General features: G+C 73.9%; 12 protein-coding genes. 8 read left to right on the top strand and 4 right to left on the bottom strand.

The genetic code is table 11. The features are described 5' to 3' along the window. Positions 1 to 276 precede the first annotated feature (276 nt). The 4 genes from OG899_RS19385 to OG899_RS19370 all read left to right on the top strand — a co-directional run bounded on the left by OG899_RS19385 (position 277) and on the right by OG899_RS19370 (position 4,667). The gene (locus tag OG899_RS19385) at positions 277 to 1,335 is read left to right on the top strand and encodes an endonuclease/exonuclease/phosphatase family protein (RefSeq protein ID WP_125496289.1); all 1,059 of its coding nucleotides are present in this window, start codon (positions 277 to 279) and stop codon (positions 1,333 to 1,335) included. A gap of 89 nt (positions 1,336 to 1,424) precedes the next feature. Further along, the gene (locus OG899_RS19380; RefSeq protein ID WP_125496290.1) at positions 1,425 to 2,660 is read left to right on the top strand and encodes an MFS transporter; all 1,236 of its coding nucleotides are present in this window, start codon (positions 1,425 to 1,427) and stop codon (positions 2,658 to 2,660) included. Between the two features lie 172 nt (positions 2,661 to 2,832). After that, on the top strand, positions 2,833 to 3,858 hold the full coding sequence (locus OG899_RS19375) for an ATP-binding cassette domain-containing protein (RefSeq protein WP_189427526.1): 1,026 nt from the start codon (positions 2,833 to 2,835) through the stop codon (positions 3,856 to 3,858). Then, complete coding sequence (locus OG899_RS19370) at positions 3,855 to 4,667, top strand: ABC transporter permease (RefSeq protein ID WP_125496291.1); 813 nt, start codon at positions 3,855 to 3,857, stop codon at positions 4,665 to 4,667. Before OG899_RS19375 ends, OG899_RS19370 begins: the two co-directional genes overlap by 4 nt. Before the next feature lie 19 nt (positions 4,668 to 4,686). Here the strand turns inward: OG899_RS19370 and OG899_RS19365 are convergent, their stop codons facing one another. Then, the gene (locus tag OG899_RS19365) at positions 4,687 to 8,043 is read right to left on the bottom strand and encodes a BTAD domain-containing putative transcriptional regulator (RefSeq protein WP_125496292.1); all 3,357 of its coding nucleotides are present in this window, start codon (positions 8,041 to 8,043) and stop codon (positions 4,687 to 4,689) included. Positions 8,044 to 8,191: 148 nt separating this feature from the next. On the opposite strand from OG899_RS19365, the gene OG899_RS19360 reads away from it, so the two are divergent. Beyond that, on the top strand, positions 8,192 to 8,992 hold the full coding sequence (locus tag OG899_RS19360) for a site-2 protease family protein (RefSeq protein ID WP_189427525.1): 801 nt from the start codon (positions 8,192 to 8,194) through the stop codon (positions 8,990 to 8,992). Here OG899_RS19360 and OG899_RS19355 read toward each other — a convergent pair. Both OG899_RS19355 and npdG read right to left on the bottom strand, forming a co-directional pair. Beyond that, positions 8,982 to 9,167, bottom strand: coding sequence for a hypothetical protein (locus OG899_RS19355; RefSeq protein ID WP_125496294.1), 186 nt, complete (start codon positions 9,165 to 9,167; stop codon positions 8,982 to 8,984). The two genes, OG899_RS19360 and OG899_RS19355, sit on opposite strands and share 11 nt — an antisense overlap. A gap of 108 nt (positions 9,168 to 9,275) precedes the next feature. Further along, on the bottom strand, positions 9,276 to 9,980 hold the full coding sequence (npdG, locus tag OG899_RS19350) for an NADPH-dependent F420 reductase (RefSeq protein WP_125496295.1): 705 nt from the start codon (positions 9,978 to 9,980) through the stop codon (positions 9,276 to 9,278). 141 nt (positions 9,981 to 10,121) lie between these two features. Here npdG and OG899_RS19345 point away from each other — a divergent pair, with 141 nt between their 5' ends. After that, on the top strand, positions 10,122 to 10,721 hold the full coding sequence (locus OG899_RS19345) for a hypothetical protein (protein WP_125496296.1): 600 nt from the start codon (positions 10,122 to 10,124) through the stop codon (positions 10,719 to 10,721). A gap of 60 nt (positions 10,722 to 10,781) precedes the next feature. Here OG899_RS19345 and OG899_RS19340 read toward each other — a convergent pair whose 3' ends face one another. Then, positions 10,782 to 11,021 carry a hypothetical protein gene (locus tag OG899_RS19340; RefSeq protein WP_125496297.1) on the bottom strand — a complete coding sequence of 80 codons (240 nt, stop codon included), beginning with the start codon at positions 11,019 to 11,021 and terminating at the stop codon, positions 10,782 to 10,784. A 59-nt stretch (positions 11,022 to 11,080) separates the two neighbouring features. Between OG899_RS19340 and map the strand changes: the two genes are divergently transcribed. Together map and efeO are read left to right on the top strand one after the other, a co-directional pair. Beyond that, positions 11,081 to 11,938, top strand: a complete 858-nt coding sequence (map, locus tag OG899_RS19335; RefSeq protein ID WP_125496298.1) for a type I methionyl aminopeptidase — start codon at positions 11,081 to 11,083, stop codon at positions 11,936 to 11,938. A 425-nt stretch (positions 11,939 to 12,363) separates the two neighbouring features. Then, complete coding sequence (gene efeO / locus OG899_RS19330) at positions 12,364 to 13,509, top strand: iron uptake system protein EfeO (RefSeq protein WP_356847072.1); 1,146 nt, start codon at positions 12,364 to 12,366, stop codon at positions 13,507 to 13,509. Positions 13,510 to 13,530: the final 21 nt, after the last annotated feature.

The following is a 13,530-nucleotide window of genomic DNA, read 5'->3' as shown; positions in this document are numbered from 1 at the left end:
CGTCGTCCGGCGTCCCCGGAGCGGGCGTCGTCCGGCGTCCCCGGAGCGGGCGTCGTCCCGGCGTCCCCGGAGCGGGCGTCGTCCCGGCGGAATGTTCGCGTTTCGTCACAGACCAGGAAGCACAGGTCGTCTCCGGAACCCCGTGCGTCTGCTTGATCGTCTCCGTGCCGGGACGGCCGCCATGCGGCGGCGGAACGAAGCCGATCATCCCCTAGGGTCGTAACCCACGTCCCCCGTGGGGCGGTCGGTGTGCACGGCAGGCAGTGAGGCGACGGTATGGCGCAACAGGCGTATGTGACGGAGACGGCGGACGACGGACCGGGCCCCGGGCGCCGGCAGTCGCGGCTCCGGCGCCTGCTGCACCGCATCACCCGTGGCTGGCGCGGCGACCGGCGGATCTGGCGCCGCGGCATCGTGCTGGCCGCCCTGGCGGTGGTGCTGTCCCTGGTGCTGGGGTTGCACGCGCACATCCCCAACCGGATCGGCAACCTCGGCTCGCTGGTGGAGACGTTCCTGCCGTGGTTCGGACTGCTGATCCCCGTGCTGCTCGTCCTGGCGCTGGTGCGCAGGTCGGCGACCGCGCTGATCGCGGTGGCGCTGCCGGCGGCCGCCTGGCTGCACCTGTTCGGCGGGCTGCTGCTGGACCGCACGGCCGCCGGCGGTGACCTGACGGTGGCCACGCACAACGTCAACGCGGACAACCCCGACCCGGCCGGCACCGCCCGCAAGGTGGCCGCCTCCGGCGCCGACGTGCTCGCCCTGGAGGAGCTGAAGCCGTCCGCGGTGCCGGCGTACGAGCGGGCGCTGCGGTCGACGTACACCTACCACTCGGTGCAGGGCACGGTGGGGCTGTGGAGCAAGTACCCGCTCAGCGGGGTGCGGCCGGTCGACATCCGGCTGGGCTGGACGCGGGCCATGCGCGCCACGGTGGACACGCCCGAGGGGCCGGTCGCGGTGTACGTCGCCCACATGCCCTCGGTGCGGGTGCGGGCGGACGCCGGGTTCACCGCCGCGCAGCGCGACCAGAGCGCGGACGCGCTGGGCGAGGCGATCGCCGACGAGCGGCTGCCGCGGGTGATCCTGCTCGGCGACCTGAACGGCACCATGAACGACCGCTCGCTCAACGCCGTCACCGCCCAGATGCGCTCCACGCAGGGCGCCGCGGGTGACGGGTTCGGCTTCAGCTGGCCGGCGGCGTTCCCGATGGCCCGGATCGACCAGATCATGGTCCGGGGGGTGGAGCCGGTGAGTTCCTGGACGCTGCCCCGCACGGACAGCGACCACCTCCCGGTGGCCGCGCGTGTGAACGTCACCACACCGGCAACCGGCTCGTAACCTGCTGGAATACCGGACCCGCGAGGCTTTGTTCCGCACCTGAACATAGCCGGCCACCGGCTGCACGGAACTGTCTCGAAAGGTCTTTCATGCCCCTCGCCCTGCTGGCGCTGGCCGTCGGCGCCTTCGGCATCGGCACGACCGAGTTCGTGATGATGGGCCTGTTGCCCGGTGTCGCGGACGATCTGCACGTCTCGATCCCCACCGCCGGGCATCTGGTCTCAGCCTACGCCCTCGGCGTCGTCATCGGCGCCCCGCTGCTGGCCGCGCTGACGGCGCGCATGCCCCGCCGGCGCGTGCTGATGGGGCTGATGGCCCTGTTCGTGGCGGGCAACGCCCTGTCCGCCCTGGCCCCCGGCTACGACGCGTTGCTGGCGGCGCGCTTCGTCAGCGGGCTGCCGCACGGCGCGTTCTTCGGGGTGGGCGCGGTGGTCGCGGCCGGCATGGTGGCGCCGGAGCGCAAGGCGCGCTCGGTGTCGCTGATGTTCCTCGGTCTGACCGTGGCGAACATCGCGGGCGTGCCGGTCGCCACCCTGATGGGTCAGCACCTGGGCTGGCGGGCGACCTTCCTCGCGGTCGCGGTGATCGGCGTGGCCGCCGTCGCCGCGCTCGCGCTGCTCGTCCCCCGCTCCCCGGCCCCGGCCGGCGTCCGCGGCGCGCGGCACCCGGAGGCCGGGCTGCGCGGGGAGCTGGCCGCGCTGCGCTCGCTGCCGGTGTGGCTGGCGCTGCTGACGACGGTGGCGGGCTTCGGCGCGCTGTTCGCCGCCTACAGCTACATCACGCCGATGCTGACCGACGCCGCCGGGTACGCCGAGTCCAGCGTGACGCTGCTGCTGGCGCTGTTCGGTGTGGGGGCGACGGCCGGCAACCTGCTCGGCGGCCGCCTGGCCGACCGTTCGCTGCGCGGCACCCTGTTCGGCGGGCTGGCGTTCCTGGCGGTGGTGCTGGTGCTGTTCCCGCTGCTGATGCGGACCGAGGTGAGCGCCGCCGTGGCGGTGGCCCTGCTCGGCATGGCGGCCTTCCTCACCGGCTCGCCGCTGCAGCTGATGGTCATGGAGAAGGCCGCCGCGGCCCCGTCGCTGGCGTCCTCGGCGAACCAGGCCGCCTTCAACCTGGCCAACGCCGGCGGCGCCTGGGTCGGCGGTCTCACCCTGGCCGCCGGGTTCGCCGTGACCTCCCCGGCGCTGGCCGGTGCCGCGCTGGCCGTCCTCGGTCTGGCCGTCGCGGCCGTGGCGTACGCGGTGGACCGCCGCGCCGTCGCCGCCGCGCCGAGCCGCGTGGTGACCGGCCATGTCCCGGAGGACTTCACGGCAGTGCGCCGCTGACGCGGGGTGCCGCCGGCGAGGCGTCCCGCAGAGGGGCCGTCGGCGGGATGTCGGCGGGATGTCGGTGCGTCCCGGCGGCCGTTGGCGGGATGTCGGCGGGATGTCGGTGCGTCCCGGCGGGCGTCGGCGGGATGTCGGTGGTTCGTCGGTGACGGGTGACACCGTCGTCGGCATGACGCGATACGACGACGACCCCGCCGGCGCACGCAGCGCCGTGACCGTACGGGGGCTGGTCAAGCACTACGGCGAGACCAAGGCGCTGAACGGCGTCGACCTGGACGTCGCCGAGGGCACCGTGATGGGCGTGCTCGGGCCGAACGGCGCCGGCAAGACCACCCTCGTCCGCATCCTGTCGACCCTGCTCGCCCCCGACGCCGGGCGGGCGACCGTCGCCGGCTACGACGTGGTGCGCCAGCCCCGGCAGCTGCGCCGGGTGATCGGGCTGACCGGCCAGTACGCCTCCGTGGACGAGAAGCTCTCCGGCCGGGAGAACCTGTACCTGATCGGCCGGCTGCTGGACCTGTCCCGCCGCGACGCCCGGGCCCGCGCCGACGAGCTGCTGGAGCGGTTCTCCCTCACCGAGGCGGCCCGGCGCCCGGCGCACACCTACTCCGGCGGCATGCGGCGCCGCCTCGACCTGGCCGCCTCCATGATCGGCCGTCCGGCCGTGCTGTACCTGGACGAGCCCACCACCGGCCTGGACCCGCGCACCCGCAACGAGGTGTGGGACGAGGTCAGGTCGATGGTCGACGAGGGCGTGACCGTGCTGCTGACCACGCAGTACATGGAGGAGGCCGAGCAGCTGGCCAGTGAGCTGACCGTGGTCGACCGCGGCCGGGTCATCGCCCGCGGCGGCATCGAGGAGCTGAAGGCGAAGGTCGGCGGCCGCACCCTGCGGGTGAAGCCGACCGACCCCCGCGACCTGGCCCCGCTGGCCGCGATGATCGACGATCTGGGCATCACCGGTCTGGCCTCCCCGGTCGTCGACTCCGAGGACGGCGTGCTGCTGGTGCCGGTCCTCAGCGACGAGCAGCTGACCGCCGCCGTCGGCGCGGTCACCGCGCGCGGCATCACCATCTCCTCCGTCACCACCGAACTGCCCAGCCTGGACGAGGTGTTCCTGTCCCTGACCGGTCAGCGCGCCGACCGGACGCAGGACGCCCCCGCCGCGAGGACCCGCGAGGAGGCCGCCGTATGAGCACCGTCACCCGACACGCCCCCGTCGACGCCCGGATCCCGCTGCGGGGGCATCTGCGGCACACCGGGGCGCTGATCCGCCGGAATCTGCTGTGGATCCGCCAGGACCCGGAGTCGATGTTCGACGCGCTGCTGATGCCGGTCGCCTTCACCCTGCTGTTCGTGTACGTCTTCGGCGGCTCGATCGGCAAGGCGCTGGGCGGCGGTCAGGACGGGTACGTGCAGTACGTCATCCCCGGCATGATCGCGATGATGAGCATGACCCTGTCCCAGGGCGTCGGCACCGGTTTCAGCCAGGACTTCAACAGCGGTGTCATGGACCGCTTCCGGTCGCTGCCCATCGGCCGCGGCTCGGTGCTGTTCGCGAAGATCGCGGTGGAGCTGGCCCGGATGCTGTTCGCCACGACCGTCCTGATGGTGGTCGCCGTGCTGGTCGGCTTCCGCATCACGAACTGGCCCGGGCTGTTCGCGGCCGTGGGGCTGTCCGCCGTGTTCGCCTCGTCGATCATGTGGGTGTTCCTCACCCTGGGGGTGACGCTGAAGAACGCGCAGTCGGTGCAGGCAATGGGCTTCCTGGTGCTGTTCCCGCTGCAGTTCGGCTCGTCGATCTTCGCGCCGACGGCGTCGATGCCGGGCTGGCTGCAGGCCTTCACCGACTACAACCCGCTGTCCGCGCTCGCCGACGCCGCCCGGGGCCTGATGGTGGGCGGGCCGGTCGCACACGGACTGTGGGTGACGCTCGGCTGGTCGGTGGCCCTCACGGCGGTGATGGCGCCCGTGGCCATCCGCGTGTACCGCACCCGGACCTGAGCGCGCCGTGTCCCGCCCGTCACAGCAGGGCGGCGGCCTCCCCGACGGACAGGCCGCCGCCCTGCGCATACGCGTCCCGGTACGCCCGCTCGCCCAGCGCGGCCCGGATCCGCTGCTCCGCCAGGTCACGGACGTGGCGCTCCATCGCGGAGGGGACGTGCCGGGGCGGCAGCTGGCCGTCGGCGGCGGCCAGACAGCGGGCGGCGTCCCGGGCACGGCCGCCGCCGTCGAGGCCGGCCAGGGCGAAGGCGCCGACGGTGAGATACACGGAAGACATCTGCGGTGCGACCGTCCTGGACAGGGGCTCCTGGGCCTCGCGCAGCACCCGCCGGACCTTGTCCAGCGCCTCCTCGTGGCGGCCGTCGAGCGCGTCCAGCCAGGCCGCCATGCCCAGGACGAAGTTGTCGAAGACGACGAACTGGGGCAGGGGGTACTCCTCCTGGAGCGTGCGCAGGTGCTCCCGGGCCTCGGCCAGGCGGCCGCGGACGCTGAGCCAGCCGGCCAGGAACAGCCGCGCAGCGGGCAGCACATCCTGCAGGGTGTGGCTGCCGTCCTCGATCACCTCGCGCAGCAGGCGCTCGCCGCGCTCCTCGTGACCGCCCGCCTCCAGCAGGGCGCTGCCGAGCCGGGTGCGCAGCACCGCGACCTGGCCGTCGGAGCCGAGGCGCCGCGCGTGCGCGATCGCCGCCTCGTAGTCGGCGGCCGCCGCGAGGTACGTTCCCCTGCGCTCATGGGCTTCGGCCCGAGCGGCGTGGGCCTCGGCCAGCCCCCAGGCGTCCCCGATGCGGCGGTAGATCTCCAGCGCCTCCTCGGCGTCGCGCACCGCCTCGTCGGCCCGGTCCGCACGGTTGGCGAACAGGTCCGCGCGCATGCGCAGGGCGTTGGCCAGCTCCCACTCGAAGCCGGGCGTGCTGCGGCAGGTGCGCACGCAGGCGTCCAGGACGGCGTGCATCCGGTCGGCGTCGCCCAGCATGAACGCCGCGATGAACCACACCAGGCCGGGGGGACGGCAGGTCTGCGGCATCCCCGGCTCGTAGACCTCGGAGATGATCTCCAGGCGGCGCCTGGTCCCGGGGGTCCGCCAGGTCTCCGGTTCGTACTGCGCGTAGGCCAGACAGGCCAGGTGGACGCCGCGCCGGGCCTCCTGCAGCACCTCGCCGGTCAGGGGCGGCGGCGCCGCGATGCACGGCTCCCACACCGGTGCGGCGCGCCGCACCGGCTCGGCGAACGGGTCGGGGCCGAGCGCGGCGACCTCGGTGCACCAGGTGCGGGCCTCGCCGTGCATGTCCCGCATCTGCCAGTGATAGACGAGCGAGAGCACCAGGCACAGGGCCTCCTGCTCGTCGCGTGCGGCGACCGCGTACCGCAGGGCGGTGCGCAGGTTCTCGTGCTCCCGTTCGAGGCGGGCGATGGCCTCGATCTGCCGATGGGTGCGCAGCAACGGCTCGGTGGTGCGGGCCAGTTCGCGGTAGTACGTCAGGTGCGCCCGCTGGGCCTCGTCGCGTGCGCCGCTCTCGGCGAGCCGCTCGGCCGCGTACTCGGCGACCGTCTCCAGCAGGCGGTAGCGCATCGCGCCGTCGGGTCCGGGGGCGGCCATCACCAGCGACTTGTCGACCAGGGAGCCGAGCGCGTCGAGCGCGGCCGGCCCGCACACGGCCTCGGCGGCGGCCAGGTCGCAGCCGCCGGCGAACACCGACAGCCGGGCCAGCACCTGCCGTTCGGGGGCGTCCAGCAGGTCCCAGGACCAGTCGACCACGGCCCGCAGGGTCTGCTGACGGGGCAGCACGGTGCGGCTGCCGGCGGTGAGCAGCCGGAAGCGGTCGTCGAGCCGGTCGGCGATCTGCCGCGGGGTGAGCAGCCGCAGCCGGGCCGCGGCGAGTTCGATGGCGAGGGGCAGCCCGTCCAGGCGGCGGCAGATCTCGGCGCAGGCCTCGGCGGTGGCGGGGTCGGCGTCGGGACGGAACCCGGGGCGGACGGCCGCCCCGCGGTCGGCGAGCAGGTGCAGCGCGACCGGTTCGGGCAGCGGGTCCACCGGGTACAGCACCTCGCCGGGCACGCCGAGCGGTTCCCGGCTGGTGGCGAGCACGGTCAGATGCGGGCAGCGGGCGAGGAGTTCCGCCACGAGCCGGGCGGCGGCGTCCACCACGTGCTCGCAGTTGTCGAGGAGCAGCAGCATGCGGCGCCGGGCGCAGTGCTCGACCAGCCGTGCGACCGGTTCGTCGTGCCGGTCGGCGACCGCGGCCCGCATCTCCTCCGCGCCCGCGCCGTACAGCACGGTCTCGCGGGCGCCGAGCGCGGTGAGCACCGCCTCCGGCACGGCGGCCGGGTCGTCGACGGGGGCGAGTTCGGCCAGCCACACGCCGTCGCGCGGCGCCGGGTCGAGGGCTTCGGCGGCCTCCTGCGACAGGCGGGTCTTGCCGGAGCCGCCCGGCCCGGTCAGCGTGACCAGGCGGGAGCGGGCGAGGGCGGCGCGGATCGCGTCGATGTCGGCCTCCCGGCCGACGAAGGAGGTCAGCCGGGCGGGGAGGTTCCCGGAGGGCCGCGCTGCGGCCGGTGCGCCGTCGCCGGGCCGGGTCCGGTCCTCCGACGGGTCGGCCGCCGGGGACGGGGTCGCGGGCACCGCGCGGGCCGGCTGCCGCGACGGCTCCCCGGGGCGGAGCAAGCGGGCGTGCAGCGCTGTGAGTTCCGGTCCCGGGTCGGAGCCGAGCCGGTCGGCCAGCAGCCGGCGGACGTCCTCGTAGGCGGCCAGGGCCTGTGCGGTGCGGCCCGCCGCGTGCAGGGCGCGCAGCCGCAGCGCCTGCAGCCCTTCGTCCAGCGGATGCGTGGCGCACAGGGCGGCCAGCTCGGGCAGTGTCTCCTCGGCACGGCCGAGCGCGAGGGCGGCGGTGAGCCGGGCGCGCCGCGCCTCCAGGCGGCGGGTCTCCCAGCGGGCGGCCTCGGCGCCGCCGTCGGGCAGGTCGGCCAGCGCGGGTCCGCGCCACAGTGCGAGGGCCTCGTCGAGGACGGCGGCCGCCCGGGCCGGGTCGCCGCCGTCCAGCGCGCGCGTCCCCTCGCGGGTCAGCCGCTCGAAGCGGTGCAGGTCGACGTCGTCGGCGCCGGCGGCCAGCCGGTAGCCGCCCTCGGCGGAGACGACCGCCTCCGCGCCCAGCGCGCGGCGCAGCCTGCCGACCAGGGCCTGCAGCGCGCCCGTGGCGTCGGCGGGCGGCTCGCCGTCCCACACCTCCCGCACGAGCACGGGCACGGGCACGGTCCGGCCGGCCCGCAGGGCGAGCACGGTCAGCAGGGCACGCAGCCGTGCCCCGCCGACCGGGGCGGCCGTGCCGTCGGGGTTCAGGGCCTGGGTGGGGCCGAGGATGCGGTAGCGCACGGGGTTCATTGTGTCCGGGGACGACGCGGCACCGCCGTGCGGTTTCCGCCTCCCGCGCCGGGGCCGCCGGGCGGATATGCGGGACGGGGCAGGACGCGGGCGGCCCGTCCCCGGTACGGTCGTCATCCCTGCCGCCGACCGACCGGGAGCCGTGCCCATGACCACTGCCGCCGCCCGCTCCGACGACCGCCGGATCAGTGCCGTCTTCGTCGGGATCCTGGCCGTGGCCGCCGTCGCGGGCTGGGCCGTCTGGACCGGATTCGCCGCACGGCCCGGCCTCGCGGTGTTCCTGTTCGTGACGGCGGCGTGGATCGTCTCGCTGTGCCTGCACGAGTACGCGCACGCCCGCACCGCGCTGCACAGCGGCGACGTCACGGTCGCCGCGAAGGGCTATCTGACGCTGAACCCGCTGAAGTACACGCACGTGCTGCTGAGCATCGTGCTGCCGGTGGTCTTCCTGCTGCTGGGCGGGATCGGCCTGCCGGGCGGCGCGGTGTTCGTCGAGCACGGCCGGATCCGCGGCCGGCTGCGGCGCAGTCTGGTCTCGGCCGCGGGCCCGCTGACGAACGTGCTGTTCGCCGTGGTGGTCTCGGCGCCGTTCTGGCTGGACGCGCTGGACGGCGTGCCGGCCGCGTTCCGGTTCGCGCTGGCCTTCCTGGCGCTGTTGCAGGTCACCGCGGCGATCCTCAATTTGCTGCCGGTGCCGGGCCTGGACGGCTACGGCGTCCTCGAGCCGTGGCTGCCCGTCGGCGTCCGGCGGCAGGTGGCGCCGTTCGCGCCGTTCGGTCTGCTGTTCGTCTTCGCGGTGCTGCAGGTCCCGGCGGCCAACGACGCGTTCTTCGGCGCCGTGGCCACGGTCCTGGACCACCTGGGGGCCGGCCCGGTCGACCGCTTCTGCGGTCAGGAGCTGTACCGGTTCTGGCAGGAGACGAACGAGTTCTGCGCGGTCATCCGGTGACCGGGCCGCGCCGCTGCGCCCGGCCGCGGCGCACCTGGAGCCAGGCCAGGTTGGACGACACGCCCGCGAGCAGGATCCACACGATGCCCAGCCAGTTGCCCTGGACGAACGAGACGACGGCCGCGGCCACGGACAGCACGCAGACGATCAGGGCGTAGAGGGCCAGGCGGGGCATGAGGGTCGGCTCCTGGGCTGCTCGAAGGGTCGGACAGGGAAGGCGCGGACGGTGGAGGTGCCGCGGCACGCATCCGCCGGATCCGCGCCCCCAGTGTCCCCCATCGCCTCAGACGTCGGTGACGCGGAGCCCCGCGTGCGCCTTGTAGCGGCGGTTGACCGAGATCAGGTTGGCCACCAGCGCCTCCACCTGGTGGGCGTTGCGCAGCCGGCCGGCGTAGATGCCGCGCATGCCGGGGATGCGTCCGGCGAGCGCCTGCACGATCTCCACGTCGGCGCGCTGCTCGCCGAGGACCATGACGTCGGTGTCGATCTGCTCGATCTCCGGGTCCTGCAGCAGCACGGCCGACAGGTGGTGGAAGGCGGCGGTCACCCGCGACTCGGGCAGCAGTGCGGCGGCCTGCTCGGCGGCGCTGCCCTCCTCCGGCTTGAGCGCGTAGGCGCCCTTCTTGTCGAAGCCGAGCGGGTTGACGCAGTCCACGACGATCTTGCCGGCCAGCTCGCTGCGCAGGGAGCGCAGGAGGTCCGCGTGCCCCTCCCAGGGCACGGCCACGATCACCACGTCGCTGCGGCGGGCGGTCTCGGCGTTGTCGGCACCCTCGACGCCGTGGCCGACCTCCTCGGCCGCCGCGCGGGCGCGTTCGGCGGCCCGGGAGCCGATGATCACGGACTGGCCGGCCCGGGCGAAGCGGTAGGCCAGGCCCTTGCCCTGCGGGCCGGTCCCGCCGAGCACGCCGACGACCAGGCCGGACACGTCGGGCAGGTCCCACGGGTCCTTGGCGGGAGCCTTCTGTGCGCTGTCACTAGAGGTCATGCGCCGACTCTACGTCCGCCCACGCACGCTCACCCTTCCGAGTGAGGCGCGTCACCAGAGCGTTTCCGGTCATCCCCGGTGCGGGTGTATCGCGCCCGAACTCCCGCGCCGCTGCCGCCGATCGGGGAAGGATGCGCCGTCATGGACGCCGTACGGGTTGCGCTGCTGCGGGACGTGCTCGCCGGGACCGAGTGGCTGGGGGCCACCCGGCACTTCGCGGGCGTGCTGCGCTCCTCGGTGGTGTCGCACGGGGGCGGGCTGCTGCTGGTGGGCACGCCCGCCTACGAACCGTGGCATCTGGCGGCCCACCTCACGGACGAGGCCGCCTGGTCGGGCACCCCGGAGCTGGCCCCGACCCTGGTCCGGCACGGCGCCCGCCCCTCGGACCCGGCGCATCTCGCGGTCGGCCTGGGCCGACTGGAGGCGGCCCGGCGCGGCGAGACGCTGCTCGTCGTCGCCCCCGACGAGCCGGAACCGCTGCTGGGGCGGGTGCACGAGGCCCGCCGGGCGGGGGCGACGGTGCTGGCGCTGGGCTGCGGCCGGGGCGATCTGGCGACGCTGGCGCACGAGACGCTGCCCGTGCCCGAGGGTTCCGAGCTGGACCTGGACACGGTGCAGCACCTGGTGAGCGCGGCGGCCGGCGAGAACCCGCGCTGGGCACCGCGCCGCCCCGGACGGCTGCGGGACCGCCTGTCCCGGCTGGCGGACCACCTGACGGCGCCGCCACCGCCGCGCTGGTAGCCGCGTGCGGCGGTGGCGGCGTCGGTGATCCGGTCGTGGCGTCCGGCCGCGGCGCCCCGCTCAGTCTCCGTCGCCGTCGCGGCCGTCGCCGGCGGATGCGTCGTGCCAGCGGGGGTCGTTCTCCCACCGCAGGTTGCGCTCCCGGGCGGTCTCCATGGCCCGCGCGGCCTCCTGCGGCGAGGTGTACGGCCCGAAGCGGTCCTTGGCGGGGCACTCCGGCCCCTCCTCGACCTTCTGATGCTGCAGGCAGTAGTACCACTCGCCCGGCTTCCCCACGGTCCGCTTCTTGAACAGGGGCATGACCAGCTCCTCTCGCCACCGACATGGTCCCCCATGGCCCGCTGGTTAGACTCGCTGTCATGTCTGGCCAGTCGCTGCTCGTCCCCGGGAAGCTCTCCCCCACCCGCTCCGTGCCCGGCCACATCCGCCGCCCGGAGTACGTCGGCAAGCCCGCGCCGACGCCGTACACGGGACCGGAGGTGCAGACACCGGAGACCGTCGAGGCGATGCGCATCGCCGGACGGATCGCCGCGCAGGCGATGGAGGAGGCGGCCCGGCACATCGCCCCGGGCGTGACCACCGACGAGCTGGACCGGGTGGCGCACGCATACCTGTGCGACCACGGCGCCTACCCCTCCACGCTCGGCTACCGCGGCTTCCCCAAGTCGCTGTGCACCTCCATCAACGAGGTGATCTGCCACGGCATCCCGGACTCGACGGTGCTGCGCGACGGCGACATCGTCAACCTCGATGTGACGGCGTACATCGGCGGTGTGCACGGCGACACCAACGCCACCTATCTCGTCGGGGACGTGGACGAGGAGAGCCGGCTGCTGGTGGAGCGCACCCGGGAGGCGCTCAACCGCGCGATCAAAGCGGTCAAGCCGGGCCGGCAGATCAACGTCATCGGCCGGGTCATCGAGTCCTACGCCAAGCGCTTCGGCTACGGCGTGGTCCGCGACTTCACCGGCCACGGCATCAACACGTCGTTCCACTCGGGCCTGATCATCCCCCACTACGACAGCCCGCACGCCACCACGGTCATGCGCCCCGGCATGACCTTCACCATCGAGCCCATGCTGACCCTGGGCACCATCGAGTACGACGTGTGGGACGACGGCTGGACCGTGGTCACCAAGGACCGCAAGCGCACCGCCCAGTTCGAGCACACCCTGGTGGTGACCGACACCGGCGCCGACATCCTGACCCTGCCGTAACGGCCCGTACCGCCGGCCTCCGTTACGGCTCGCACCGCCGGCCTCACGGACCGGCTCGCACCGCTGCCGCTGCCGCGGCACCGCTCACACGTGAGCGGTGTCGCGGCATTTTCCGTCTCCGGCCCCGCCGCCCGGCTCCGTGCCCGCCCTCGCCCGGGCCCCGCTCCCCCGCGACGCACCGTCACCCGTGCGAGAGCGCGTGCCGAACAGCACACGCTGCCGGTGAACACCACGCGCCCCGGCCCCGTATCACCGACCGGCGCGCTCAACGTGTTGTCCGTGCTGTCGGTGCTGTCCGCGACGGGAGTTCCGCACCTGTCTGAGAGATACATCACGCTACGCGCGAGTACGTCCGGCCCCGAGGTAAGTTAGGCGAGCCTTACCAAACTTCCAAACCAGTCTTTCGGTTCATACCAGGAGCCTGTATGCGAGCCGGCCCATTCTCCGTCGCTGCCGTGGTCACCGCGGCCGCTCTGGCCTCCCTGACGGCCTGCACCGCCAAGAGCGACGCCGACGACGGCAACGCCATCCGGGTGACCGCCGCCGACTCGGCCTGCGAGACCTCCGCTTCGTCCGTCCCGGCCGGCCAGGTCACGCTGAACATCGAGAACACGGGCTCGAAGGCGACCGAGGTGGAGATCCTCTTCCCGGACGACCGGATCGTCTCGGAGAAGGAGAACATCGGCCCGGGCACCCGCTACACGCTGACCGCCGAGATCAAGGCCGGCACGTACGAGATCGCCTGCCGTCCGGGGATGAAGGGGCACGGCGTACGGCAGAAGCTCACCGTGACCGGCTCGGGCGCCACGCCCGAGCGCGACCCGAAGCTGGATCAGGCCGTCGCCCGGTACCGCCAGTACGCACAGGACCAGGCCGACCGGACGCTGCCACGGGCGGAGGCGTTCGCGAAGGCGATCGAGGCCGGCGACCTGGACGCGGCGAAGAAGGCCTACGCCCCCTCCCGGCTCGGCTGGGAGCGCACCGAGCCGGTCGCCGAGTCCTTCGGCGACATCGACCCCAAGGTCGACACCCGCGCCGACGGCCTGGAGCAGGGCCAGAAGTGGACCGGCTGGCACCGGCTCGAGAAGGCCCTGTGGCAGGACAACAAGATCGGTCCCGAGGAGAAGACCCTCGCCGCCCAGCTGGTCACCGACCTGAAGGACTGGCAGAGGCGGGTCGGCACCGCCGAGATCACCCCGACCTCCATGGCCAACGGTGCCAAGGAACTCCTCGACGAGGTCGCCACCGGCAAGGTCACCGGTGAGGAGGACCGCTACTCCCACACCGACCTGGTCGACTTCAAGGGCAACGTGGAGGGCGCGCAGAAGGCCTACGAGCTGCTCCAGCCGGTGGCCGCGCAGAACGACCCGGCCCTGACCAAGGAGCTGGACAAGCAGTTCGCCGCGCTGAACAGCCTGCTCGACACGTATCGCACCGACCCGTCGGATGCCGCCTCCTACGACTTCGTCTCCTACGACAAGGTCGGCCAGGCGCAGCGCAAGCAGCTGTCGGACGCCGTCAACGCGCTCGCCGAGCCGCTGTCCCGGCTCGCGGCCGCCGTCGTGAAGTGAGCAGTTGAGCAAGGACGATCG

Origin of the sequence: Streptomyces thermoviolaceus (genome assembly GCF_045209695.1) — a bacterium.
Classification (GTDB): domain Bacteria; phylum Actinomycetota; class Actinomycetes; order Streptomycetales; family Streptomycetaceae; genus Streptomyces; species Streptomyces thermoviolaceus.
This window is presented reverse-complemented; position numbering and strand designations above follow the sequence as displayed.